The sequence below is a fragment of the Pseudomonas sp. RT4P38 genome, from assembly GCF_054897765.1.
In genome coordinates this window covers 4,345,659-4,371,869 of the sequence record NZ_CM142703.1, presented here as the reverse complement: position 1 = coordinate 4,371,869, position 26,211 = coordinate 4,345,659, and the positions used below count along the sequence as shown (strand labels likewise).

Below are 26,211 nucleotides of genomic sequence, written 5' to 3'. Positions count from 1 at the left end.
CATAAAAATTGTGTGGATATTTAATGAGTTAGACGTTTTAGTAACCGGATAGTGAATCAAACTATCTTGTTGCAGGCAGAAATATTAAGTAATATTCGCCCCGCGTTCACCACCACGGTTTATGCATTTTGAGTCCCAGGCGTCCATCAGCTGCCTGGGATTTTTTTTGCCTGAAATTCGGGCCGGTGCGCGCAACTTGCTCCAGCGCAGCACCAGGATCAGCGGCCAATGATCCCTATCCGCTACCGAGAGATGATCCCGTGATCGATCGCGTATTTGACCAGAGCCGCCGGTTTGTCGATGTTGAGTTTGCGACGGATGCTCAGGCGATGGGTTTCTACAGTGCGAACGCTGATGTCAAGTTCGCGGGCCATCTCCTTGTTGTTCAACCCCTGGGCCATCTTGTACAACACCTGGCTTTCGCGCGGTGTCAGCTCGTTGTCGGTACTTTTATCGGCGATGAGCCGCTGGGCGATCTCGGCGCTGTAGAACGTGCCGCCACTGGCGATGGCTTCGATGGCCGCAATGATTTCCCGCGACGGTGAGTTCTTCAGTACATAGCCACTGGCACCTGCGCGAACGGACTCACTCACGTATTCATTGTTGTCGTACATGCTGAGCACCAGCACCTTGAGCGACGGGTACTGGCTGCGTAACACCCGGGTCAGCTCAAGCCCGTTCATGTCCCGCAGACTAATGTCGACCAGCAACAGGTCTGGCTGGCAGCGCCCGACCATTTCAATGGCATCCGCGCCATTCTCGGCTTCGCCCACCACTTCCAGGGGGGCCATGACCGCCAGCAGCGCTTTGATGCCGTCGCGGACCAAGGAGTGATCGTCGACCAGGGCGACGCGGATCGGGTAGGGCAGGTTCATCGCGGGCATTCACTCTTGTTGTTGTGGGGCGCGTCAGCGTTTTGCGCCGGGGATTTTCATCGGCAGCAGAACGTCCAACTCACTTCTTCCCGGCATTGAGATCAGGTCGAATCGTCCACCAAAATGCTCGACTCGCTCACGAATATTACGCAGGCCAATGCCCGCATGACGACGTTCGACCTGAGCGACGTTGAAACCGATACCGTCATCGACCACCGTCAACCGTACGGACTCTTCAGACCCGTGCAGGGTAATGGAGACGTTTTTTGCCTGGGCGTGGCGTTCGATATTCGTCAGTCCTTCTTGCACGATGCGAAACAGCGCGACCGCTGCCCCATCGACCCAATGACAGTCGAATTCGTTGTCGTTGTAGGTCACCACCAGGCCGCTGCGTTGCTCGAATTCAGCGGCGAGTTGACCGATCGCCGCCGGCAGGCCCAGGGTGTCGAGCAGCGAGGAGCGCAGGTCGTGAGAGAGGCTGCGAACCTCGCCAATCGCCTCCCCCAGGCGTTCCGTGGCGTCCCTCAACGTGCTCAAACCCTTGTCTTGTGCTTGCCCGTTCTCGAGCAGATGGCTGGCCAGTTCGAACTGAAATTTAATGGAGACGAGCAGCTGGCTGATGCCGTCGTGCAGTTCACGGGAAACCCGTGATCGTTCTTCCTCCTGCAAACTGACGATACGCTGAGTCAGGCGCTGAAGTTTTTTGTCGGCCAGACGATGCTCGCTGACGTTGAGCGTCATGCCGCTGGCGAAGACAAACAGCACCGCCACGAGGGCCACCGCGGCAATCGCCAGCATGGTTTTACGAATGCCCTGTGCCACTTCGTCACGCGCCTGTTGGGTCGCACGCTCAACGTCTTCAAGGTAGATGCCGGTGCCGAGCATCCAGCCCCAACGATCCAGCATCACCACATAGGCGAGCTTGTCGGTCACTTGGCCTGAAGAAGGTTTGTTCCAGGCGTAGCGTTGAAAACCTTCGCCTGATTGCGCACTTTTGAGCAACGCCTGGATCACTGGCAAACCGTGAGGGTCCTTCATGTCCCACAGGTATTTGCCCACCAACTCTGACTGGCGCGCGTGCATCAGGCTGCGACCTTCGTGGTCGTAGACGAAGAAGTAGCCATTGATGCCAAAGCTGAGCTTGCGCAGTTCTTCCAGCACTTGTTGCTGTGCGTGTTCGTCACCGTGGCCGTCGTCGTACAGCGGCTCAATCAGGCTTTGCGCCATTTCGACGTAGTTCTTAAGTTCTGCGCGCTTGCTCGCCAGAATGCTGTCCTGGATCAGTTGCGCCTGTTGTTCACCCAGTTGTCGGTTCATCGAAATCACCAGCGCGCAGATGACGGCGATGGCCAACACCAGCGGCAGAATCCCGAGCGCGACGATTTTGTGTTTGAGCTGCATCTCTGCTCCTGTCCGGACCGAGGGAAGGCGAAGGCCCGGCATCATATGCCAAAGATACGCGCGTCCAGTAGCGGTGCTGGACGGGATGACAAACCGTCTACGTAGAACTACGTAGGCGCCGCGTACGTAGTAACGCGGATTTATTTGTAGACGGTATGCGGGGATATTGGGCCAGCTCCGCACAGCGGACACAATTATAAAAATTACCGCCGCAGTCCACTGGCTGTCGGCAGGAGACACGCTATGCCCCGTCTGGCTAAACACCTCGCCTGGTTTGCCGTGGCTGTCCTGGGAGCGTTTGCGCTGAGTGTCGTGGCCCTGCGCCGCGGCGAAGCGATCAATGCCCTCTGGATCGTAGTCGCAGCAGTCGCTATCTATCTCGTCGCTTATCGCTACTACAGCCTGTTCATCGCCAACAAGGTGATGCAACTCGACCCCAATCGTGCCACCCCCGCCGTACTCAACAATGATGGTCTGGACTACGTCCCGACTAACAAACACGTCCTCTTCGGTCACCACTTCGCAGCCATCGCTGGCGCGGGGCCGCTGGTCGGTCCGGTTCTGGCGGCGCAAATGGGCTACTTGCCCGGTACGCTGTGGCTGATTGCCGGCGTGGTGTTGGCCGGTGCCGTTCAGGACTTCATGGTCCTGTTCATGTCCACCCGCCGCAACGGCCGTTCCCTCGGCGACATGGTTCGTGAAGAAATGGGCCGTATCCCCGGGACCATCGCGCTGTTTGGTTGCTTCCTGATCATGATCATCATCCTCGCGGTGCTGGCGCTGATCGTGGTCAAGGCCTTGGCCGAGAGCCCGTGGGGGATTTTCACGGTGATGGCGACCATCCCGATCGCGATGTTCATGGGCATCTACATGCGCTACATCCGCCCGGGCCGCATCGGCGAAATCTCCGTGGTCGGCGTGCTTCTGCTGCTGGGTTCGATCTGGCTGGGCGGACAAATTGCCGCTGATCCGGTCTGGGCCAAAGCCTTTACCTTCACCGGTATCCAGATTACCTGGATGCTGATCGGCTACGGTTTCGTCGCTGCGGTATTGCCCGTGTGGCTGATTCTCGCGCCGCGCGATTACCTGTCGACGTTCCTGAAAATCGGCACCATCGTGGCCTTGGCGATCGGCATTCTGATCACCATGCCCGACCTGAAAATGCCGGCACTGACCCAGTTCATCGATGGCACCGGACCGGTGTGGAAGGGCGGTCTGTTCCCGTTCCTGTTCATCACCATCGCCTGTGGCGCGGTGTCGGGTTTCCATGCGCTGATCGCTTCCGGCACCACGCCGAAACTGTTGGCTAACGAAGGTCATGCCCGTTACATCGGCTACGGCGGCATGCTGATGGAATCCTTCGTCGCCATCATGGCCATGGTTGCCGCGTCGGTAATCGAGCCAGGCGTGTATTTCGCCATGAACAGTCCGGCGGCGATCGTCGGCGGTGACGTGGTGGCTGTGGCACAAACCGTCAGCAGCTGGGGCTTTGCGATTACGCCGGAAGCGCTGCAAGCGGTGGCCAAGGACATCGGGGAAACCACCGTCCTGGCCCGTGCCGGCGGTGCGCCGACCCTGGCGGTCGGCATCGCGCAGATCCTGCACAGTGTCCTGCCGGGTGAAAACACCATGGCGTTCTGGTATCACTTCGCGATCCTGTTTGAAGCGCTGTTCATCCTGACCGCCGTCGACGCCGGTACCCGTGCCGGACGGTTCATGCTGCAAGACCTGCTCGGCTCCTTCGTGCCAGCGCTGAAGCGTACTGATTCCTGGACCGCCAACCTGATCGCAACCGCAGGATGTGTGGCGATGTGGGGTTATCTGCTGTACCAGGGCGTGATCGATCCGCTGGGTGGCATCAACACCTTGTGGCCGCTGTTCGGTATCTCCAACCAGATGCTGGCGGGTATCGCACTGATGTTGGCAACTGTTGTGCTGATCAAAATGAAACGCCAACGCTACGTCTGGGTCACCATGCTGCCAGCGGTGTGGTTGCTGATCTGCACCACCACCGCAGGCTTCATCAAGCTGTTCGATGCCAACCCGGCGATCGGTTTCCTGGCGTTGGCCAAGAAGTACAGCGATGCCCTGGCCAACGGTCAGATCCTCGCGCCGGCCAAGAGCATCGACCAGATGCATCACGTGATCTACAACGCCTACACCAATGCAACGTTGACGGCGCTGTTCTTGCTGGTGGTCTTCAGCATCCTGTTCTTTGCACTCAAGGTCGGTATTGCCGCCTGGGGCACCAAAGAACGTACGGATAAGGAAGCACCGTTCCAGGCTATTCCGGACGCTTGATCGAGGAGGGCAGCATGTTCAATGACCTGAGTCGCCTCGGTAAATACCTCGGTCAGGCCGCGCGCCTGATGGTCGGGATGCCCGACTACGACACGTACGTCGAACATATGCAAAGCAAGCACCCGGACAAACCGGTGATGAGTTATGAGGTGTTCTTCCGGGAACGACAGGAAGCTCGTTACGGAAGCAAGGCTGGGCCGAAGTGCTGTTGAGGGTCGGTGGCAGTGATGCCATCTAAATAGCAAATTAAAGAACCCGGCTGATGAGGCCGGGTTTTTTATTAAGTGAATTCCATTGGCCGATCCGTATTTAGTCAGGAGGCGGGGATGGTTTCGAGCGTTTCGAGATTCAGCAGGGTGAAATAGCCACGGTCCGGCCTCCAGCCAGCCGTATCGATGTGAATCACATTGCCAAGGCTGACAGGCATAAAAAGCGGCGTATGCCCTACGACGAGTGCGCGTAGGCCATCAACGCCATGCTTTTGCATCTGATCGATCCGCCGTCGTGACCACATGCAGGAGTGCTGGACCACTTGCAGCTGCTCGTTGCTTTGTGGCGATTCCAGTTCCTTACGCAACTGTTCCCATGATGGAAATGGACAATCGGCGTGCACAATGCCGATCAGGCCGTGTGCTGTTTCAACTTCGATCGCGATAGGGAGCTTGGCGAACTGCGCCGCGAATGCTTGCTTCTCGAACGGCGACAGGTCCGTGAACCATGAGCCGCCGTTGCCGATCCAGCTGTCGAGGTCGCAGGTGTCGAAACACACCACGTAGTCGTCATGGTTGCCCCGCACTGGGTGGAACCATGGTTTGTCCAGCCAATCGAGCGCGTCACGGCACTCGGGTCCACGGTCAATCAGATCGCCAACACTGAACAGGCGATCTACTGAGGGGTTGAGCCCGACTGCGTCCAAAGCGGCCTGCAACCGAGTGAAATGGCCGTGAATGTCACCGACCGCGAAATCTCGGCCGGCAACGTTTGCGGCGAAGCGCTTCACGCGCGGCATCTCGATAGCTTCGAGCATGGGAATACCTCTCCCGCAGCTCCCCAACGGGCTGGTAGTCAGTTGAGTTTAGGCCAGGAAGTGCTGGTCGACGACTACCGCGGCGGCAAGAAGACTTTACCGCCTGCGCGACAGGCTTCCCGGATCCAGCGCGGTTAGAGTCAGTAGCCAGTTGCTTGCCCGAAGTGGTTGTCCTGCACTCCGGCGATGAGGTGCAGGGGTACGTGTTGCGCATCAATCGATGGGACTTCGAAAGTGTCCACTATTTGGGTTTGGCGCTCACTCAGCCCGGTCGACTCTTCTGCAAGAGCCTTAGCCATTCTCGCGTGGTTCGCTGCGATTTCATTGAGAGTTGACACGTTACATCTCCCGGTGACTGACCAAGCGTATCGCTGGAGTCCTTAAGCGTTAATTAAAGTGCCGCCGCGTCAGAATTACGTCGTTCTGGGGCCGCTACGAGCGTCTTTTGCAATCCTTAAGCCAGGAATAGTCAATAAATTCGCGCCGCGTTTCTCATGCGACGAATGGTTGCGCGAGGCTTTCGCCTCCTTTAGCTGGGATATTTCCTGAGCCTATAAGGGCGGGGAAAAGGTGATTAGACGTGCAGCCATTGTTTTGCTAAAAAAATAGTGCATGGCTGCTGTTCAGGCGCCAATGCATCTCCATTTCAGTTAAATGGAAATCGCCCAACATTGAGCTGGGCAACGATCAATGAGTCTGATTGCCAATACAGGGATAAGTAACTGCGACTTTGGCCAACTGCTCGCGCACCAAGGCATTGGGCTCATTGATCCCCTTTCGCTTTCGCAGGCTGATCCTTTCCGCATCCCGCTACACCCTGTTGCCAACGTGCAGCAGTGATGCTTCCTTGCAGCCTGTGTCGCTAGTCAGGCCGAGTAGGAGGTATCAGGCGTGAGTGATGGACAGATCGCTGATGACGCAGACTGAACCGTCTTCCGGGTCCGTGGTTTCGGAGTAATCGATCTGGTTGTACACGCACCGTGGAAGGCGAGTGTTTTCGTGTCCCAGGTGCTGTCGAGGCGCATGATCGCCGAAGTCGATTTGACGCCGTTACAGCTTGCCGATACGGAGACAGCGCCGCTCGAATTAGCGTGAATGTTGATTTTGAAAGGCGTACCGAGCGGCACATTCTCCAAAACCGTCGAATTGACCGGATCGTCCTGGAGGTAACTTGATCGGAAACCCATGGTGATTTTTCCTTTGTTCCAGAACACCTTTACCGGAGGTCGCTCTGAACCCTTCACATGAATCTGGCCGATCACAACTTTCTGCAGCGAGTTGACCTTCGTCAGTCGCATTTCTTGTCGGTTCCAGTGGTCCGCTGCGCTGGAGAACAGCCAGTAACCTGGCTCCTTCCACTCGCAGCGAGTCCGTTGCGTGCTCTTGCTCGAAGCTCCCAGTGTCGGTGCCGTCATCTGCAGCGAACCATCGTCAAGCATCTTGACGACGTCGGGGCATTCGATGAGCGCCCGCCAACCGATGAGCTCAAGCGCGATCGGGTTGGTGTCGGAGATTGGAAGCGAGGTAGCGATGGTGAAGTTGCTGATGTCTACAGTCATGGTTTTTGCCTCATTCCGTTGATGTCGTTTTTGCCTTGGTGATACTGTTTGAATATACAGTGGTCTAGGCATGACGATTGGGCAAGGCGCAGGCGAGGGGTTGCATCGTTTCGTAGGTGTGCTCGGTCGGCGAGACGCCGCAGGAAGGGGCAAAATGGGCTGAATACGTGTCCATAATAGTTACAGGCTTCATGTCCACCGACACCAGAGGCTTGAGTTTCTTCGGGGCATGATCCGGGGCACACGACTTACAAAAGCGTGTGTGTCCGACATCGGCGCCGATGTACTGGCGCTCTTGGATCGCTGCGTTGTTCTCGCAGGGCGTATATTGATAATGTCGATCCAAGTAGTTGAGGCGATAGCAGATCGCTTGTGGTGTGACGTGCGAGAGAACTGGGGGAGCGGAGCAGATATCCCAGAACGTTTGGAGGTGCTACATGAGCGAATATCAACGACTCTTTCTGATAGCCGGTTCAACCATGCATCACACGCCGGCGCTGCAGCGAGCGGTCGCAATTGCCGAAGCCACAGGCGCAGCGCTACATATCACGGTATTTATCGAAGACTTCGACTTCATGGGTTTGATAAGTGGAAGTGGGAAGTTTCGTGAGACCTGTCAGCAAGAGAACCAAAAGTGGCTGAAGGATGAGGCCGATCTAATACGCGGACGCGGTATCAAGGTGAGCACTGAAGTGCTGGTAACTCGCAACGCGCTGCAAGAGATCCTTCGGCACGTGGAAGAAATGCAGCCGGACCTGGTTATTAAGGACGTGCAACACGAGTCAGCGCTCAAGCGCGTATTCATCACTCCTTTGGATTGGCACCTCTTGCGCGAATGTCCGGTGGCTTTACATCTAGTCAGCGAAGTTAGGTGTCCGCTTCCGCGGGTGATAGTGGCTGCAGTTGATCCGTCGCAACCAGAAACTCAGATCACCGGAATTAACGACCGTATCATCCAGGCTGCGAACGGATTGGCAATGCAATGCAATGCCGAGTTGCATCTGCTGTACGCCTACGATCTATCACTGACACATATCTCTGACGCAGGTGCGGGTGCAGTGACGATGCCAGGCTTCAGCAGCGACGTTCGTCGGTCGCTGCATAAGTCATTCATGGCATTGGCCGATCACTACGGCGTGCCACCTGAGCGACAGCACTTCATTGCAGGACCACCTACGAAGGCGATGGCTGACTTTGCAGCCCACAACCGAGCCGATGTAATCGTAATGGGAAATGCGCATCGCAAAGGGCTGGATAAGTTGGTTGGCAGCACTACAGAGCATGTCCTGTTCCAGGTGCCCTGCAACGTTTTCGCAATTCAGGGGCAAGCTGATCAATAAATGGATCGACTGTTAAGTGTAGGGCTTCCAAGTCTGTCGTCGGAAACAAAAGCTTTCCAGAAAGCATTCACTGAATGCTGCCTGGAGAGCATCCGGCCCGCGATTGGCAGGCCGGTTAGCTCTTCTCATTGCACAGGCTAACGGTCGATTTCCCGTCCGTGACTTTCCAGGCGCCGTTAGGGCCAAGCCGCTGTACTGATCACCACGCAGCTTCTCCAGCTACGCCCTCCGAATGAGGTCTCCTGCATAAGGCCGAATCGCTGCGTACCGTTGCGCGGTACGTCCGCTGGCTATGCATCGGCTACTCGACATGACAAATGGAGTTCACGCTGGATCACCGACAGGCTGGCATCGGTTCCAGTTGCATCGAAGCCCTAACTGTAACGGTCACAGGGCAATGCTTGGGCCGCGTTGACGGTGTACAGCAGCGGCTTGTTCGCCTGAGCGTGTTGAACGCAGAGCAGGCACGCAGTCAGGCTCGCAAACGCCAGCCACTTTTTTGGCAACGATATCAATAATCTCAAAATTCCAGAGTGGTGGAGGGGATTGGTTTGGGCGCGGAGGGCAAAGCCACTGGCACCACATCGATCACGCAGGTGTGGTACGCACCGAGGCTTTCGCGATGGCCGATGCTGACCAGCGTAATGTCGGCTGCCGCCAGCGCTTCGTACAACCGTCGCTCGGCACTGTCGTCAAGGCCCGAAGTGGCTTCATCGAGGAACAGCAATGGTGGCCGAATCAGCAAGGCGCGGGCCATGGCCAGGCGCTGTTGTTCTCCGGGGCTCAAACGCCGGCTCCAGTCATCGGTGCTGTGCAACGGCAAGTGCTGCAACTCTGTCAGTTTGAGCACGGCTTCCAGGCGTGCTTCATCGATTTCGATAGCACCGGTCTCGCCGATTTGATGCAACAGTTCATGCAACGAACCATTGGGCAGATAAGGTCTCTGCGGCAGGATAAGTAGACCCTCGCGGTCCAGTTCGACGCTGCCCTGGTGCCTTGGCCACAATCCCGCAAGCGAGCGGAGCAGGGTGGTCTTGCCCACGCCGGAAGGCCCACGCAGCAACAGTCGTTCGCCGGGAGCCAAGGTCAGCGTCAGCGGTTCGAACAGCGGTAAACCGTGCTCGTTCAGCGGTGCAAAGTCTTGCAACCGCAGGCCGGGAGTACGACGGGTGACGGGGTCGACCGGGGCGGGCAATGCCTCGAGTTCACGCCAGAAACTGCACAAGCGAGTCTTGGTCGCACGCCATTCGGCGATTTGCGGGTAGCTGTGAATCAGAAACGACAGTGAGGACTGTATTTCGCCGAACGCCGAAGCAATCTGGGTCAGTTGCCCCAGTTGAATTTCCCGCGAGAAGAAGCGCGGTGACACCAGCAGCAGCGGCAAGGTAAAGGCGAATCGCTCATACGCTGCATTAATCCCCAGCAGGTGTTTTTTCGAGCGGACCAGCCTCGAGTAGTTGCTCAGCAGCAGTCCCAACTGTCTCAACAATTGCTTGCTTTCCCAACCCTGGCCACGGGAAAGGGCGACATTTTCTGCGTCTTCGCGCAAACGCGTCAGACCGAAGCGAAAATCCGCCTCACGGCGTTGTTGCAGAAAATTCAGCCCGATCAGCGGTTTGCCGATCCAGTGCGCAATACCACTGCCGATCACCGCGTAAATCAACGCCAGCCACAACATGTAGCCAGGGATGGCGACGGCATGTCCGGCGACTTCGAACTCCAGCGTGCCGGAAATGCGCCACATGATCATGCTGAACAGCACCACCAGAATGACCGCCTGAAGCAGGTTCAGGCCCAGGTCCAGGGTCTGCTCGACGAAGATCTTGCAGTCCTCGGCAATGCGCTGATCGGGGTTGTCGTAAGTCACGCTGTGAAAGCGGCTCCGGTAGTAGCGTTGGCTGTCGAGCCACTTGCCGAGAAAGGCCTGGGTGAGTTTTTCTCGCCAGCTGATCAGCAAGCGCTGCTGCACTTGGAACTTGGCCATGGTGCAGGCGATGAAGGCGACGTCGAGCACCAGCAACTCCACGACGTGATAACCGAACGCAGCGGCGTCCAGACTTTGCAACGAGTTGTAAAAGCCCAGGCTCCACTCGTTCCAGCGCACCTGGATCGCAATGATCCCGGCCACCGCCAGCATGGCCAGGGCGAGTGTCAGCCACGCGCGACGACGGCCTTGAGCCGACCAGTAAGGCGCGGCCAGCAACTTCATATCTTGGATGAACATCTGAGCGTCCTGCCTGGCAAACTCGGGGGTTGACCCGCCGTGATGAGTCTTCGGAATTCAAAAAACGTGGTAGGTTAACAGTTCTCAAACTCAGTTACGAAGCCTCATGACGCCTCTTCAAACCACCGCCCGAATGCTCGACGAAACCCTGCTCGATCAGTTGTTTCGTTTCGAGGGCGCCTTTCTGCGCAGCACGTGCCGGCTGAGCAGCCGGGCCGAAGGCCGTGGGCTGATTGAGTTTCGCGACCCGCAAACCTGCACTGAGCTGTTGGGCTTGTACACCCACTACTATCCCGCCGCGCCTCGGGCTGCACTGGTGTCGCAATGGTCGATGGACTTGATCTGCGTGACGCTGGCCTTACCGCTGGCCGCCGCTGCGCAGCATCTGCGTTGTATCGTGCATGATCCCCATGTGGTGCTGGAAAACGGAATGCCCGTGGCTCAGGTGTTTGCTGCCGGTGAGGTGCTGCCATTGAACAATCCGCTGGCCTTCGCGCAGCACCTGTTGACCGAAGACATGGCGCCTCTGGTGCAGGCACTGGCCAGCGCCGGGCGGGTGGCCCAGCGCTTGCTATGGAACAACGTGACGGCCGCCATCGATGTCGCGCTCGATTACTTCCAGATGCCGAACGCGCCGCAGTGGCGTGAGAGGCTGTTCCGGGAGCGGCACTGGGCCGATGGAACGCGCAATCCGCTGTACGGCTTCCTGCAACTGGCCCCCGGTCCGAGCGGCGTCCCCTTGCTGATGCGCAAGGTGTGTTGCCTGCACCACCAACTGGGTGACGCGCGCCCGTACTGCGACAACTGTCCGCTGGTGCCGGGCGCTGACATCACGCAGCCTCATCAGGCATAAGCCGCGTGGGCTTCGACCTGGGTGAGGCGGCCGTTCTCGACTTTCAGTACCCGGTCGGCCTGTTGGAAGTAAGCGTCGTCGTGGGTGATCACGATCACGGTCTTGCCCCGGGCTTTTAACTCCGGCAACAGCTCCATGTAGAACACCCGCTTGAAGGTCGGATCCTGGTCGGCAGCCCACTCGTCGAACAGATAAAACGGCTTGTCGTCCAGGTACGCCGACACCAGCGCCAGTCGCTTGCGTTGGCCCGTGGACAGCTCCACAGTGGAAAAACGGTCGTCGACGATGCTGACTTTATGCCCCAGCCCCAAGGCCTTCACATAACGCGTCGCTTCGGCGGTGCGGTGCTCGGCGTCCGGTCCGTCGTCGCCCAGCAAATGTTCGAACAGGTGGAAGTCAGCGAATACCGCGGCAAAGTGCTGGCGGTATTGCTCGCGGTTATCGTCGTCCACTTCCACGCCGTTGAGCACCACGCAACCGGTTTCCGGCGCATACAGCCCGAGCAGCAGCATCGACAGCGTGGTCTTGCCACTGCCGTTGCCTCCCACCACAAACACCAGTTCGCCCTGTTCCAGCGTCAGATCCACCGGCCCGAGCATGAAGGGATGATCTTCGTGTTCGCCGGGATAACGGTGGCACACGCCGTTGAGCAACAGGCGCATCGGACCTTCACTGGCGAACACATTGCCGAGCGGCGCAGCTATCTGAGCTTCGGTGCTCAGCTCCGCGTCCAGTTGGCGGATGCGATCCAGGGCTATGCTGGCCTGACGCAACGAGGGCAGTGCGATCATCAGGTCGGAAATCGGCCGCACCAGGTACAGCAGGGTGATGGTGAAACTGGTCAGCACGGTGATCGGCTGCGGCAGCCAGAACGGCACGACGAACAGCAGCACGCCGAGGTTGAGGTAAAACAGCAGGGTGCCAAGGTTGGCCACCACCGAATACCCGGCCATGCCGCGCAGGAACCGCACGCGGAACTCGTCGGCGCCCGGACGGATGACCCGCTCGACGAAGGCTTCACCACGGGCGTTGTTCAGCTGCAGTTCTTTGCTGCCTTCGATCAGGCTGCGAAAGTGCTGATAGAGCACATCCTTTTGTTGTCGCACCCGTTCCAGATGGCTCAGCGGCCCGCGTTCGGCCAAGTGAAACGCCACCAGCCCCACCAACAGGAACAACGCGAGAATCGCCAGCAGCGACCACGACAGCCAGGCCAGGTAGGCGAAGCACGCCAGGGTCACCACGGCGTTGACGAACAGCAGCGGCACCCACTCGAACGCGGCGGTAAAGGTGTGCACGTCTTCGGTGAGGATCACCAGCAAACGGTGTTTGCCCATGCCTTGCAAGCGTTTGAGCGGGGTGGCGAGCAGCTTGCGCGACAGGTCGATGCGCAGCTGGAAAATCGCGCTTTGGGTCAGGTGCAGCAGCGACAGTTCCGAGCAGAGTTTGCTCAGCAGCATGCCGACGCACAGCCCGAAGAACCCCAGGGCCAGTTCTGGCAATTGCTGCGGGTTGGCCAGCCCGCGGTTGATCAGGATCACCAGCCCCGCACTGGCCAGACCGCCCAGTGCACCGGTGATGGAGGCCAGCGCCAGCAAGCGTGCCGATTGGCGGTAGAGATAGAGAATCAGGTTCATGCGACGGTTTCCGTCGAGGCCACGGCCAGCGACTTGTTGAGTTGTTCATGGAAGGCGGATTGCCCGAGGATAGTGTCGTGATCGGCGGCGACCTGATGATGACAGGTTCGCTGGCTGATCGCGTCCCACTGCGCAGGCAGGGTCGGGCGCTCGACGAGGGTCTGTTCGGCCCACCACAGGTGCAGGGTGGCACGCACGGCGGGCACCGAATAGCCATTGACCCAACGACGCGCGTCGGCCATCACACTCAAGGTCTGCTCCACGTAGGCTTGCGGTGCGTTGAGGCTCAAGCCGTTGGCAGTTGACCATTGCAGCAAGGCGCAACGCAATTGCTCCACGCGACCCAGCCCGGCGGTGGCCGTGCGCAGTTCCGTCAGACGTTCCGGGGCGAGCGAGGCCAGTCGCTGGCGACTGTCGCTGCTCAGTTCTTGCTGCATGATTGTGCACAGCGCATCCCACTCCAGCGCCTCGTCCTCGGCGTGGAAGGTGCTGTCGAACAACCCCAGCCATTCGACCCTTTGCCCTTGCGCTTCCAGTTGCCGGGTCAACTCCAGCGCGAGCAATCCGCCCATGGACCAACCGCCCAGGCGATATGGACCTTGCGCCTGAATCTGCTGGATCTGCGGCACATATTTGCTGGCCAATGCGGCGAGGTCTTGGCTGCGCAGCGATTCGGGCAGCGGGATGCCGTACACCGGCAGTTCATTTGGCAAGCCGGCGACCATCGGCACATAGTGATGCACCCCACCCGAGGGCTGGTGCAGGCAGAACAGCGGCGTCTGTCCTGCTTCGCCGGCCTGCAAGGTAATGACGGCTGCGCGGTTGTGGGGTTGGGTGATCTGCTCTGCGAGCCGGATCAGCGTCGGGTGCTGGAAGATGATGTTGACCGGCACTTCAATACCGAGCGTGGCACGCAGCCTTGCGGTCATGCGCACCACCAGCAACGAATGGCCACCGAGGGCGAAAAAGTCATCGTGGCGACCGATCGCCTCGGTCTCCAGCAGTTCCTGCCACACTGCCGCGAGCACCTGTTCGACATGACCTTCAGGCGCTTCGTAAGGCGCGAGGCTGTGGTTCGGCACCCGGGCCAGCAAGGCGCGATGATCGACCTTGCCGTTGGCTGTGCGTGGTAGTTGCGCCAGCCACTGGATATCGGCGGGAATCATGTGCGCCGGCAACATTGCCGCCAGGGATTCACGCACGGCACTGGCCTGAAGCTGGGTGGACGATTCGACGAAAGCACGCAAGCTCGGTTCGACCTGGGTGGTGTCCAGCAAGACCACTGCCAGTTTGGCGCCGCTGACGCTGCACAGCGCGGCTTCGATTTCGCCCAGCTCGATACGGTAACCGCGCAGTTTTATCTGCGAGTCAGTGCGCCCGAGGAACACCAGTTGCCCGTCCAGATCCTGCCAGGCGAAATCGCCGGTGCGGTACAGACGTTGGTCGTCGAGAGATGGATGACTGGCCCGGATGAATTTTTCGGACGTCATCTGCGGCAGGCCCAGATAACCTTCGGACAATCCCGGCCCGGCAATGTGAATTTCACCCTTGAGTCCCCGGGCCACGGGTGCGCCGTCGCTGTCGAGCAGGTACACCCGGGTGTGGGCAATGGCGCGGCCGATGGGCACGGACCCCACGCCCTGATCGGGCCGGCAGAGGGCGACGGTACTCCACACCGAGGCTTCCGTCGGACCGTATTCGTTGTACAGCTGCGCGCCGGGCTGGCGGCGATAGTGGTTGTTCACCAGTGCTGGCGGGCAGCTTTCGCCGGCGACAATCGCGGTGTTCAGCGGGCTCGGGTTGTCGCCCAATTCGTCCAGGATCAATGCGTACAGCGAGGGCAGGGCCAGCAGATGCGACACGCCGTGGCTGCGAATCAACCGGGCCAGTTGCAGCGGATCTTTCTGTTCGATTTCGCTGGCCAGGTGCAGGCAACCGCCCTGGGCCAGGCTCCAGAACAGCCCGGCGATGGAGCTGTCGAAGGCGAACGACGACAGCAGCAGAAAGCGTTGCACCGGCTGCGGATACCCCGCCAGTCGCGCCGCCAGGGAATGCAGGGCGTTGGCATGGCTGATGACCACGCCCTTGGGCTGGCCGGTACTGCCGGAGGTATAAATCAGGTAGGCCGGTTGGTCCCGCGAGACTTTCGGCTCGTCCCGAAACGGCACCGTCGGCATTGCTTGATCAATCGCCAGCGCACTCGGCTGCCAGAACGCCGGCAGGTTTTGCACGCGAGCGCGGTGGGTCAGCACCAGCCGTGCCTGGCTGTCGCGCAGAATATGTTCGATGCGCTCGGTGGGGTAGGCCGGATCGATCGGTACGTAGCAGGCACCGGCGCGCAGAATTGCGACCAGCGCCACCACCGCATCGATGTCGCGCGGCAGGAAATGCGCGATCCGCGCACCGGGCTCCAGGCCTTGGGCCAGCAGTTGCTGGGTCAGGGCACTGACTCGCTGATCCAGCTCGGCGTGGCTCAAGGTGCCGCTCGGACCGGTCACCGCCGGGCGTCCGGCGTTGGTGGCCGAAACCGTGGAGAAGCAGGCAGCCAGGTTTGGCAGGGCGAACGTGGCAGCATAAAACTGTTCTTGCGACGGGCTCAGGGTCGGCGAAGTGGCCAATGCGCCGGTCACCCGTTGTTGCTCGGCGGCGCTGCAGGTCGCCAGTCGGTTCAGGCTGGCGGCCGGTTCACGCAGGCTGTGCTCGATCACGCTCAACAGTTGCTCGGCGAGCATTTCGACATGGGCTGACGTGTAGAGCGCGGCGTCAAAATGCAGCGACAAACCGCTGGCCGAACGCGGTTGATACTGCAACAGCAACGCGCAGCCGGCGCTGACACTGTCGGCCTGTTCGATCTGCCAACCGGCATCGTTCAGGGCGCTGTGCGGCACGACCGTGAGTTCGCGATAACCCACGCCGGACAACGATGGCACATTGCTCAAGTGGCTCGGGTAGCTGTCCCGGGCATCGTTGAGCAGGCCAACGCTCTCGGTCAGTTGCTGGCATAACGCGGCAAACGACAGCTCGGGCGCAATGTCGAGCGTCAATGGTAACGGCTCGGAGAACAGGCCGAGGGCATCACCCAACACGTCCGGACGCGTCTGGTATTCGTAGGCCAGCGTCAGGCGTTCGGCTTCGCAGTAGCGTTGCCACAAGGTGACCCAAGCCGCGAGCACGATCGTGCCGGTGCTGACGCCGAGGCTGGCCGCTTGCTGATCGAGGCGTTGCAGGGTGGAGTCGTCGAACGACAGTTGCATCCGCGCCGTTTCGACAATTCCGGTGGCCGCATTCTGCCGCTGCCATGGTAAAGGCACTTCGGTAACCATCGCATTGAACTGCTCATCCCAGAACTGTCGGCCCTGGTCGTTCACCGACTCCAGGCGCCACGCCGCATAGTCGGCGTATTGCAGCGGCGGCTCTTGAGGCGCTGCTTGCAAGTAGCCCAGCGCCCATTCTTCGCCGAGGTATCCCAGGCTGGTGCTGTCCAGATGCAAGGCAGGCAGGTGCAACGTTGCCGACTGAGTATCTACGTGCAGCTCGATGCCCAGCGCTTGCCAATCATCAACCGAACCGTCGATCACCTGCATCGGCAACGACAGGCCCGGCAGTTGCTGGTACCGGGTACGCAGAATTTCGTGGCGTTGCATCAGCGCCAGCAAACTGTTTTTCAGCCGTGCGCCGTCCAGCGATTGTTCACTGCGAATGCGCAGCGTGGCACGGTGTGCTGTCGGCGTCAGACGGGTTTGTTGCAGACGCCACAGGTGAGCCTGTTGCGGCGACAGTTCGAAGCCTTCGAACGGCGTGTCTTCGTGAGTCTGAGTCATGCTGAGACCTGTACAAAAAAGTGGGACATGAGCGTCGATTGGCCGATGACCATCATTGTTCGGCATCCTTCACGACGGCGCGGCGACGGGCCTGGCCCAGGGTGCTCTGACGCGCGCTGCCGGCTTCACGTAGTGCGGCTTGAGCCTGGTCGCGGCGGGTCTGTTGCAGTTGATTGAGTGGCAGCAGCAACTGGGCGACGCTGGTATCAGCGTTCAGCACGAGTTGTTCCAGCAGGCAAACAAACAGGCTGTCAAAGAGTTCGATGTAGCCGGTGGCGTAACGCCCGGTGTCGTAGTCATACACCACCAGCAGACCTCCGCCATCGTCCACGACGTTGATCAGCAGGTCGACATCCGAAGCTTGTGGCTCCAACTCCCGTTCACTGATCGCCAGGCCCGGCAATTGCAGGTTCTGCTGGCGGGTGTTCTGCACCACCAGTTTGACCTGGAAGAACGGCGTATAACGCGCATCTCGCTGTGGCAGCAGGTCGGCCACCAAGGCGTCGAACGGCAAATCCTGATGGGCAAAGGCATCCAGCGCCACGCGGCGGGCATCGCTCAGCAATTGATCGAACGTCTGCTGCGGCGCGACGCGGCAACGCAGCACCAACTGGTTGACGAAGAAGCCGACCATGTCTTCGGTCTGTTGCTGATGACGGTTGGCGATGTCGGTGCCGACCAGCAAGTCTTCGCGTCCGGTTTGCTGATGCAGCAACACGTTCAGCGCACTGTGCAGCACCATGAATGGCGAAGCCTCGCGAGCCGTGGCCAACTCGCCGATGGCCTGGGCCAACGACGCCGGCAGGCGACTGCGATGACGCGAACAACCGCCGTGGTCGCGAGTTTGAGCACCCGACAGCAACAGTGGCGCCGGACTGGCTTGCAACTGCTGGCGCCAGTAGGCCAGTTGTTGTTGCCAGACCGGGCCCGGCAGGTGCGTGCGTTGCCACACGGCGAAGTCGGCGTATTGCAGGGCCGGGGTGTCGATGCGAGCAGCGGTGCTGCCGAAACCGATGTAGTCCGTGGCCAGTTGGTCCACCAGTTGCGCAATGGACCAGGCGTCCACCGCGATGTGATGCATGGCAATGGCCAACACATGAGTCTGCGCATCCAGTTTCAGCAACCGCGCGCGAATCAATGGCGCCTGCGTCAGGTCGAACGGTTGGCCGAAGACCTCGGCCAATTGCGCCTGGATGGCCGGCTCCTGTTCCTGCGCCGAGACCGCTTGCAGATCGGTGACCGGCAAGGCAAACGCCTGCGCCGCTTCGATCCGCTGCCAGGGTTCACCGTGATCGCTGTGTACGGTGCTTCGCAATACTTCATGGCGGGCGATCAATTGTTCGAACGCCAGGCGCAAGGCTTCGACATTCAGCGCCCCGGTCAAGGTCAAGGCGAACGGAATGTTGAAACCGCTGGAGCCAGGGTTCAGTTGCTCAAGGAACCACAGCCGCTGTTGAGCAAACGACAACGGCAGCGGTTGCGAACGGTCTGCCGCAGTGATTGGGGGCAGGGCCAAAGGTGCCGCCTGCAAACGGGCGCTGTCGATGGCGCGCGCCAGGTTCTCCAACACCGGATGATCGAAGACTGCACGCAGTGGCAGGTCCACCGCCAGTTGGCTGCGAATCCGCGAGACTACCAGCGTCGCCAGCAATGAGTGTCCGCCGAGGGCGAAGAAATTGTCGTCGGCACCGATCGCCGTCACGTTGAGAATCTGTGCCCAGATCGCGCCCAGTTGCTGTTCGGTGTCGCTGCTCAGCGATCGTTGTTCGCTCAGGTCGCTACTGTCCAGCGCACGTGCAGTCAACCCTTTGCGGTCGACCTTGCCGTTGGCGTTCTGCGGCAGCGCTTCCAGCTGTTGCCAATGCGCCGGCACCATGTACGACGGCAGGCGTTGGCTCAGCCATTCGCGCAGCACCGCCACAGGCGTGTCATCGCCGGTCCAGTAGGCGACCAGTTGCAGGTCGCCACGTTGGTCGGCGTTGACGATCACGGCCACGGCTTGCACGGCGGGATGACGTCCCAGATGATCTTCGATTTCCCCCAGTTCGATGCGGTGACCGCGGATTTTCACCTGCTGATCACGGCGACCGAGGAACTCGATCACTCCGTCTGCACGCCAGCGACCCAGGTCACCGGTGCGGTAGAAACGCGCGCCGGGTTCGAATGGATGTGCGACGAACGCAGCCTGGGTTTTCTCCGGATCGTTCAGGTAACCACGACCGACGCCGACGCCACCAACGCAGATTTCCCCCGGTACGCCCACCGGCACCGGACGCAGTGCTGCGTCCACCAGGTACAGATGGTTGTTGGCGGTCGGCCGGCCAATCGGCATGGCGTTGCCACCTTCGCTCGGCACGCTGGTCAGCGGGTGGAACGCCACGTCGTCCGAGCACTCCGCCGGGCCGTAGGCATTCATCAACGGCACATGGGCAAAGCGGCTCAGCCAGGCCTGGGCCAGCGCTGGAGGCAGGGCTTCGCCAGTCGGCAGCAGCCAGCGCAGTGCCGACAGTTGCGTGTCGGTGCGAGCGAGGTCGAGCAGGGCGCGGATCATCGTCGGCACGGCTTCGAGCACCGACAGTTGTTGGTGCTCCAGCGCTTCCAACAGGCGCTCGGGATCGTGGGCGATCACGTCCGGTAGAATGTGCACGGTGGCGCCGAGGATCGGTGCGGCGAGGAATTGCCAGACCGAAATGTCGAACGCCGGGGAGGCCGTCTGGGCAATCCGGTCCGCGCTCGACAGGCCCAGCGTCGGCACCTTGCCAAAGATGTTGTTGAGCATGCCCCGTTGTTCGACCATGGCCCCTTTCGGTGTGCCGGTGGAGCCTGAGGTGAAGATCACATAGGCCAGATCATCAGGGCTGCCCGCCACGTTAAGTGGCGTTGTATCGCCCGCCAGCCACCGGGCTTCGGTGCGCAGGCGACTCGGGGTCGCGGAGCTGGCGGCCAGTGCCGGGTCGATGACCGAGTCGGCACTTTCGCTGGTCATCAGAATCTTCGCACCGGACAGTTCGAGGATTTCGCTCAGGCGCTGTGGCGGATGCTTGATGTCCAGCGGCAGATAGGCCGCACCGGCCTTGAGCACGGCGATCATCATGCTCAGCAATGGCAGCCCGCGTTCGGCGGCCAGGGCTACCAGGGTGTCACGACCGGCGCCGGTCTCGATCAGCGCACGCGCCAGGCGGTTCGAGCGCTGGTCCAGCTCGGCGTAGCTCAGGCTGTCGGCGCCACACACGGCAGCGATGCGCTGCGGATCTTCCGCCACTTGCCGGGCGAACAGCTCGGCGTAGGTTTGATCCAGCGGGAAGTCGAGTTCACTGCGGTTCCAGTCCACCAACAGGGTCTGGCGTTCGTCCGGCGTCAGCAGCGACAGCGTGGCCAGTGGCGCGTCAGGCTGGGCGACCATCTGTGTGAGCAACTGACGCAGGTGGCCGAGCATGCGCTGCACGGTGTCGGTGTCGAAACGCGCGGCGTCGTAGGTCAGGCGAATGCCCAGGCGATCGCCGGGGTAAAGCACCACGGTCATCGGGTAGTTGGTGTGCACGCGGTCTTCGTAGATGTCGACGTTGAAGTCCACCTGACGATCCGACAGGCCGGCGTCGAAGGGGGCGTTTTCAAACACCACCAGGCTGTCGAACAGCGAGCGACCGTGCTCGATCTCACTCCAGCGCTGAATATCCACCAACGGCGCGTGTTCGTAGGCGCGCAACTCGAAGTTGTGCGCAAACAGCGCTTGCAGCCACGGCACCACAGTTTGCGAGTCGTCAACCTTCACCCGCAGCGGCAGGCTGTTGATGAACAGCCCAACGATGTTTTCCACGCCCGGCAAATCGGTCGGACGGCCCGACACCGTGACGCCGAACAGCACGTCGTCGCTGCCGCTGTAGCGGGACAACAGCACGGCCCAGGCACCCTGAATCCAGGTATTGGGTGTGAGCTGGTGCTGTTGGCACAACGCGGTCAATTCGCGGGTGTCGGCAATCGACAGCGTGACATCGAGGTTGGCCACCGCTTCGACCGCTTGCTCGGTCACGGTCGAGCGATCCACGACCAACGGCGTCGGCGCGCTGAAACCGGCCAGTTCGCGGGTCCAGAATTGCTCGGTGATGGAGCTGTCCTGGCATTGCAGCCAATGGATGTAGTTGCTGAACGATGGCAGCAACGGACGCGCCACAGGCTGGCCAAGTACGCGGGCCTGGTAGTGGGCGAACAGGTCGGCCATCAACAGGCCGAAGCACCAGGCATCGGTCAAGATGTGGTGGAAGCTGCGCACGATCAGGAATTCCTGATCGGCCACCTGGAACACCCGAAGGAAGGTCAGCGGCGGGCGACGCATGTCGAAACCCTGCCGGCATTCGGCGTCCAGCACGGCATCCAGTTGTCGCTGGCGGGTCGCTTCGTCGAGGTGACGCCAGTCGTACCAGGCGAATGCCGGGTCGGTGTCGTGGTAGACACATTGCAGCGCGGCCTTGCCGTCTTGCCACCAGAAACCGGTGCGCAGCATCGGGTGCCGGGCCAGTTGCTGCACCCAGGCGAATTCGATGGCGCTGCGGTCCAGTGCGCCGTCCCAGCGATAACGTTGCTGCATCAGGTAGATGCCGCTGTTGGGACGTAGCAGGGTGTGCAGCAACATGCCTTCCTGCATCGGCGACAGGGGCAGCAAGTCGTCGATGCCGGCCCAGTCGAAGTTTACACCGAGGGCTGTGAGGTCGTGACCGGCGGCGCGGCACAACGGGAACGCGTGGGAACCCGGGATGGCTTGCTCGGCGTCGGCAGCCAGCAGGGCCAGACGCTGCTCCAGCGCCTCGGCCCAGTGTTCTGCGCCTGGGCCACGGCAATCGATTTGCAGTTGACCGTGTTGCAGCCTGACGGACAGAGTCAGCCCGACGCCATCGATTGGCGCGCTAGCGGCGATGACCTCGCCCAACGGCCCTTCAGGGGCTTGCCATTCGCCGGCCATGACGATATGCACAGTCGGCTGCGGCAGGCTTAGCAGCGGTTCACGCAGGTAGTCGTTGTCAGCGAGATAACGCAGCACGCCGTAGTCGTCACCGGTGTGCGGGGCGGCGGCCAGTTGCGCATCAACCTGCGCGAGCAACTGCGCGGCGCTGGCGCCGGGTGTCACGCTCAGACGCAGGGGCGCGGCGTGGCTCAGCGCGCCGATTACCGTGGCCGGGTTGAAGTCGGTGCGGCTCAAAGGACTGGTGAGCGGCAAGCGTGCGCGCTCGCAGCGGCCGCGATCCAGGGTCAGCCAGACGCCTTGCTCAGCACTTTGTTGCGCCAGTTCCGCGGCGACCGCGGTGGCGACCAACGAGGACCAGGGCGCATGGCTGCGACGTTGCAGCAGGCTCAGGCGAGCACTGAGTGACGCCGGAATCTGCACGCGACTTTCAGTGGCCACGCCATCCGGTTGCGGGGCGGACGGCAGGGTTTCACCGGCGTATTGCAGCCAGTATTCCCAGGCCGATTCCAGCCCGTCTTCATCGCTGGCGTAGTTTTTCTGATGCTCGGCCCATTCATCGAGATTGCCGCCGTGACGCGGCAATTCGATTGCACGATCGTATTGCGCTTGAGCCACGGCCAGTGCCAGGTCCGTCATCAACAACGCCCAGGATGCAGCATCCAGGCGCAGTGCATGGGTGACCAACAGCACCGCGTCGCCCTGTTCCGACAGGCAGGCGTGCCAGCCTTCGCCTGATGCGTGATCCAGTGTGGCAAGGACGTTTTCGGCCAGTGCGCTCAGGTTGTCAGTGTCGAACGATTGACGGCTGGCGCTGACCGGTTTTGGCGTGGCGGGCAGGGTTTGCGCCCAAGTGCCGTCAGCCTGCCGGGCCAGACCCAGTTGCAGGGCACGGTGTTGCTGTTGCAGGGCCAACACGGCGCGGTTCAATACCTCAACGCTAATCGGTGCGTTCAACGCCACGCAGCGCCAGTGCGCCGCCAACGGGCCGGCTTCGAGTCGGGCATGCTGACCCGGTGTCAGCGGCACATTACGCGCAGCGCTGGACGTATCACGGCTGTAGTTCGCGCCTTGGCTGATCACCGCAGAAATTTCGGCGATGGTGCGGTTTTCGAACAACTGCTTGGGCGTCAACTTCATGCCGCGCTGGTGGGCGCGAGCGATGATCTGCAGGTTGAGAATCGAATCGCCGCCCAGGGCGAAGAAATTGTCGTGAATGCCGACGCGCTCGACTCGCAACACATCCTGCCAGATCTCGGCGAAGGCGATTTCCACCGCATCTCGCGGGGCCTCGTAGTTGTCCTGGCTGGTCGGGGCATCGGGCAATGGCAGGCGTGCGATGTCCGGCTTGCCGTTGGCGTTCAGCGGGATCGCATCCAGGGCGATGAAGTCCGATGGCACCATGTAATCCGGCACGCGCAGGGCCAGGTCATAACGCAATTTGTCGGCGGACATGGAGGTGCTGGCCACCAGCCAGGCGACCAGGCGCGGTGTTTCGTTGGCCGGTTGCACCACGCGCACCAGCACTTGCTGGATGTTGCTCGACAGGCGTTTGATCTGCGCTTCGACTTCGCCCAGCTCAATGCGGTAGCCGCGCAGTTTGATCTGGTTATCTACGCGCCCGAGGAACGCCAGTTCGCCGGATTCCAGCCAACGCACACGGTCGCCGGTGCGGTAGGCGCGGGGCAGGTCGGCAACGGCAGTGAAGCGCGCCGAGGTTTGCGCCGGATCGCCCAGGTAGTCGATGGCCAGGCCTTCACCGCCGACCCACAGTTCACCCGGCACGCCGACAGGCACGGTGTGGCCGTGGCTGTCGAGGACCCGCAGTTGGCGGTTCGGTTGCGGATGGCCGAGCGGTTGCATACCGGCCAGTGGCTGGTCGATGCGTGACAGGCAAATGCCCACGGCGCTTTCGGTTGGGCCGTAGTGGTTGTAGACCGCCAGGTCCGGACGCAGCGCTCGGATGGTGTCCAGCAACGCACCTTGCAGTGCTTCGCCGCCGAGCAACAAGGCGCGGCGCGGCAGCAGGCCGGCGTCGGGGTGAGCGGCGAGCAAACCGTGCAGGTGGTTGGGGGTGAGCTTGACCAGATCCGGGGTGAATTCGGCAAAGCACCGCGCCAGGGCATTCGGATCGGCACGGGTGTCGTCGTCCACCAGCAGCAGGCTACCACCGCTGACCAGCGCGCCGAACAACTGGGTGTAACCGAGGTCCGCCGCCAGGGTCGAGAGCAGCGCATGGCGCCACGGTTGTTCGGCTTGGACGCAACCCAGTTCGGCGAGAATGCCGCTGACATACGCGACGATGGCGCGATGGGACAGGCGCACGCCTTTAGGTGTACCGGTGGAACCGGAGGTGTAAATCACATAGGCGCAGGCCTGTTGATCCACCGCTGGCAGGTCGATGCCGGTGGTGCGGGCCGATGCGTCGACGACCTGAGCGGAGGCGGTATCGAAGGTCGGCACACCAATGATGAAGTCCACGTCGGCACTGGCTATCAGCGCACTCAGGCGCGAGGCCGGTTGGCCCAGATCCAGCGGCAGGAAGCAGCCACCGGCCTGCATCACCGCCAGCAGCGCGACCACTGCGTCGTTGCAACGGGGCAGGGCCAGCGCGACGCGATCACCCTGTTGCAGACCGCGCTGGCGCAAGACACTGGCCAGTCCGGTCGAAGCCTCAAGCAGTTCGTCATAGCTCAAGGCGCCGTTGGCGTCACGCACGGCTTCACGCTCGGGATGGCGGCGGGCCTGGGCGGCGATCAGTTCGTGCAGCGGAGCATCAGGAAGTTCGAGGGTCGCACCGTTGCCCCAGGTACGAGTCAGGTTCAGTTCCTGCGTCGGGCACAGCGGCACGTCGGCCATTGGCCGATTGGTGTCGCGGCTCAACTCTTCGATCAAGGTCACCAGTTGCTGCAGCAGGCGGGCACCAGCGGCATCGGACAAGCGTTTGCGCTGATGCACCAGATGCAGCTGCAAGCTTTCGTTTTCCATCGAAGCGATCAGCGACATCGGGTAGTTGTTGCGTCCGCCGGTGTGGCGTAAAGGCGCGGTGTGTTCGGCATCCGGCAGTCCGACGAGGCCTTCGTCGATCTGATCGAGCTCCCGAGGGAACGGGAAGTTTTCGAACACCATGATCGCCTCGAACAACTCGCCACCGGGCGGCAGCGCGGTCAATGCCCGCAGACTGGCCAGCGGTGTGTGTTCGTGCTCGCGCATCTCGGCGTTCCAATCCTGGATGCCCGCGAGCCATTGGCCAACGGTCGGCGCATCGTCCCAGCGAACGCGCAACGGCAAGGTGTTAATGAACAAACCGACCATGCGCTCGACGCCGCTCAGGCGCTGTGGACGCCCGGCCACGGTGACACCGATCAGGGCTTCGTCGCTGCCGTTATGGCGGCCCAGCAGGTAAGCGTAAGCCGCTTGCAGCAAGGTGTTGATGGTCAGATTGTTGTCGCGGGCGAAGCCGGTCAGGCGAGCGGTCGTTGCGGCATCCAGCATCAGCTGATGCTCGGTGCAGGGCAGGTGCGCCTCTACCGGGTCAGCGAGCAGACCACGCGGGTCCGACTCGGGCACGCGGGTGGTGTTGGCGAAATCCGCCAGGCGGCTGCGCCAGAATTCATCGGCCGATGGGCGTTCGCTGAGCCAGGCCACGTAATCCTGGAACGGACGCACTGTTTCCAGCGCCGCGTTTTGCCCGCGTCGTGCGGCACGATAAAGGTCACGCCAGTCAGCCAGCAGCGAACCGACGCTCCAGCCATCGAGCAACAGGTGATGGTGGGTCCAAAGCAACGACCAGTGCGCTTGACCGTTTTGATCGTCCAGACGCGCCAGAGTCAAACGCATCAGCGGTGCGGCGCTCAGCTCGAAAGCTTGTGCGTGATCTTCCGCCGCCAATGCCGCTAGCCCTTGCGGGTTGCCGCGCAAGTCGACTTCGCGCAGCGGCAAATCGACTTCTTTGAGGATGACCTGGTAGGCGTCGTCCAGCTCTTCCCAGAGAAACGCCGTGCGCAAGACCGCGTGGCGTTGCATCAGGGCCCGCCAGGCCTGACGGAACGCATCGAGATCGAGGTCGCCGGCCAGTCCGATGCTCATCTGCTGGTAGTAAACCCGGGACTCGGGCGCATAGGCCTCGTGGTACAGCAAACCTTTTTGCAGCGGCGTCAGCGAATAGATGTTTTCGATTTGGTCATGCATGGCAGCAGTGTTCAATCCAGAAAAACGA

Annotated in this window: 12 protein-coding genes and 1 pseudogene; 4 read left to right on the top strand and 9 right to left on the bottom strand. The window is 61.0% G+C overall.

Annotation, left to right across the window (positions count from 1 at the left end; all coding sequences use genetic code 11):
- Nucleotides 1-242: 242 nt before the first annotated feature.
- Together ACYZT7_RS20050 and ACYZT7_RS20045 are read right to left on the bottom strand one after the other, a co-directional pair.
- Nucleotides 243-875 (bottom strand): response regulator, encoded by a 633-nt coding sequence (locus ACYZT7_RS20050; RefSeq protein WP_461970536.1) that lies wholly within the window; start codon nt 873-875, stop codon nt 243-245.
- A gap of 33 nt (nt 876-908) precedes the next feature.
- A complete protein-coding gene (locus tag ACYZT7_RS20045; RefSeq protein ID WP_462037932.1) occupies nt 909-2,276 on the bottom strand; it encodes a cache domain-containing protein in 1,368 nt (455 codons plus the stop codon).
- 243 nt (nt 2,277-2,519) lie between these two features.
- On the opposite strand from ACYZT7_RS20045, the gene ACYZT7_RS20040 reads away from it, so the two are divergent.
- Together ACYZT7_RS20040 and ACYZT7_RS20035 are read left to right on the top strand one after the other, a co-directional pair.
- Nucleotides 2,520-4,577: a carbon starvation CstA family protein gene (locus ACYZT7_RS20040; RefSeq protein WP_462037931.1), complete on the top strand. Its 2,058-nt coding sequence runs from the start codon at nt 2,520-2,522 to the stop codon at nt 4,575-4,577.
- A 14-nt stretch (nt 4,578-4,591) separates the two neighbouring features.
- Entirely contained in the window at nt 4,592-4,789 is a 198-nt protein-coding gene (locus tag ACYZT7_RS20035; RefSeq protein WP_109631600.1) for a YbdD/YjiX family protein, read from the top strand.
- A gap of 101 nt (nt 4,790-4,890) precedes the next feature.
- Here ACYZT7_RS20035 and ACYZT7_RS20030 read toward each other — a convergent pair whose 3' ends face one another.
- From ACYZT7_RS20030 to ACYZT7_RS20020, 3 genes and pseudogenes are all read right to left on the bottom strand, one after another.
- Nucleotides 4,891-5,604 (bottom strand): metallophosphoesterase, encoded by a 714-nt coding sequence (locus ACYZT7_RS20030; protein ID WP_462037930.1) that lies wholly within the window; start codon nt 5,602-5,604, stop codon nt 4,891-4,893.
- Between the two features lie 140 nt (nt 5,605-5,744).
- Entirely contained in the window at nt 5,745-5,942 is a 198-nt protein-coding gene (locus ACYZT7_RS20025) for a hypothetical protein (protein ID WP_462037929.1), read from the bottom strand.
- A 547-nt stretch (nt 5,943-6,489) separates the two neighbouring features.
- Nucleotides 6,490-7,163 (bottom strand): annotated as a pseudogene (locus ACYZT7_RS20020) (polysaccharide lyase family 7 protein).
- Nucleotides 7,164-7,600: 437 nt separating this feature from the next.
- Here ACYZT7_RS20020 and ACYZT7_RS20015 point away from each other — a divergent pair.
- A complete protein-coding gene (locus ACYZT7_RS20015; RefSeq protein WP_462037928.1) occupies nt 7,601-8,503 on the top strand; it encodes a universal stress protein in 903 nt (300 codons plus the stop codon).
- A gap of 520 nt (nt 8,504-9,023) precedes the next feature.
- Here ACYZT7_RS20015 and ACYZT7_RS20010 read toward each other — a convergent pair.
- Complete coding sequence (locus tag ACYZT7_RS20010; RefSeq protein WP_462037927.1) at nt 9,024-10,727, bottom strand: ABC transporter ATP-binding protein/permease; 1,704 nt, start codon at nt 10,725-10,727, stop codon at nt 9,024-9,026.
- Between the two features lie 106 nt (nt 10,728-10,833).
- On the opposite strand from ACYZT7_RS20010, the gene fhuF reads away from it, so the two are divergent.
- Nucleotides 10,834-11,580 carry a siderophore-iron reductase FhuF gene (gene fhuF, locus ACYZT7_RS20005; protein ID WP_462037926.1) on the top strand — a complete coding sequence of 249 codons (747 nt, stop codon included), beginning with the start codon at nt 10,834-10,836 and terminating at the stop codon, nt 11,578-11,580.
- Here the strand turns inward: fhuF and ACYZT7_RS20000 are convergent.
- Genes ACYZT7_RS20000 through ACYZT7_RS19990 form a run of 3 tightly spaced genes read right to left on the bottom strand, consistent with a single transcriptional unit; the run spans nt 11,571 to nt 26,183 of the window.
- On the bottom strand, nt 11,571-13,214 hold the full coding sequence (locus ACYZT7_RS20000; RefSeq protein ID WP_462037925.1) for a cyclic peptide export ABC transporter: 1,644 nt from the start codon (nt 13,212-13,214) through the stop codon (nt 11,571-11,573). The two genes, fhuF and ACYZT7_RS20000, sit on opposite strands and share 10 nt — an antisense overlap.
- Nucleotides 13,211-17,035 carry a non-ribosomal peptide synthetase gene (locus ACYZT7_RS19995; protein WP_462037924.1) on the bottom strand — a complete coding sequence of 1,275 codons (3,825 nt, stop codon included), beginning with the start codon at nt 17,033-17,035 and terminating at the stop codon, nt 13,211-13,213. The genes ACYZT7_RS20000 and ACYZT7_RS19995 overlap by 4 nt, the downstream gene beginning before the upstream one ends.
- A gap of 52 nt (nt 17,036-17,087) precedes the next feature.
- Nucleotides 17,088-26,183, bottom strand: coding sequence for an amino acid adenylation domain-containing protein (locus ACYZT7_RS19990; protein WP_462037923.1), 9,096 nt, complete (start codon nt 26,181-26,183; stop codon nt 17,088-17,090).
- Nucleotides 26,184-26,211 lie beyond the last annotated feature (28 nt).

Coding starts and splice junctions, on each gene's coding strand:
- ACYZT7_RS20000 (WP_462037925.1), bottom strand. CDS start 13,214: ATGAACCTGATTCTCTATCTCTACCGCCAATCGGCACGCTTGCTGGCG.
- ACYZT7_RS19995 (WP_462037924.1), bottom strand. CDS start 17,035: ATGACTCAGACTCACGAAGACACGCCGTTCGAAGGCTTCGAACTGTCG.
- ACYZT7_RS20045 (WP_462037932.1), bottom strand. CDS start 2,276: ATGCAGCTCAAACACAAAATCGTCGCGCTCGGGATTCTGCCGCTGGTG.
- ACYZT7_RS20040 (WP_462037931.1), top strand. CDS start 2,520: ATGCCCCGTCTGGCTAAACACCTCGCCTGGTTTGCCGTGGCTGTCCTG.
- ACYZT7_RS19990 (WP_462037923.1), bottom strand. CDS start 26,183: ATGCATGACCAAATCGAAAACATCTATTCGCTGACGCCGCTGCAAAAA.
- ACYZT7_RS20030 (WP_462037930.1), bottom strand. CDS start 5,604: ATGCTCGAAGCTATCGAGATGCCGCGCGTGAAGCGCTTCGCCGCAAAC.
- fhuF (WP_462037926.1), top strand. CDS start 10,834: ATGACGCCTCTTCAAACCACCGCCCGAATGCTCGACGAAACCCTGCTC.
- ACYZT7_RS20010 (WP_462037927.1), bottom strand. CDS start 10,727: ATGTTCATCCAAGATATGAAGTTGCTGGCCGCGCCTTACTGGTCGGCT.
- ACYZT7_RS20035 (WP_109631600.1), top strand. CDS start 4,592: ATGTTCAATGACCTGAGTCGCCTCGGTAAATACCTCGGTCAGGCCGCG.
- ACYZT7_RS20015 (WP_462037928.1), top strand. CDS start 7,601: ATGAGCGAATATCAACGACTCTTTCTGATAGCCGGTTCAACCATGCAT.
- ACYZT7_RS20050 (WP_461970536.1), bottom strand. CDS start 875: ATGAACCTGCCCTACCCGATCCGCGTCGCCCTGGTCGACGATCACTCC.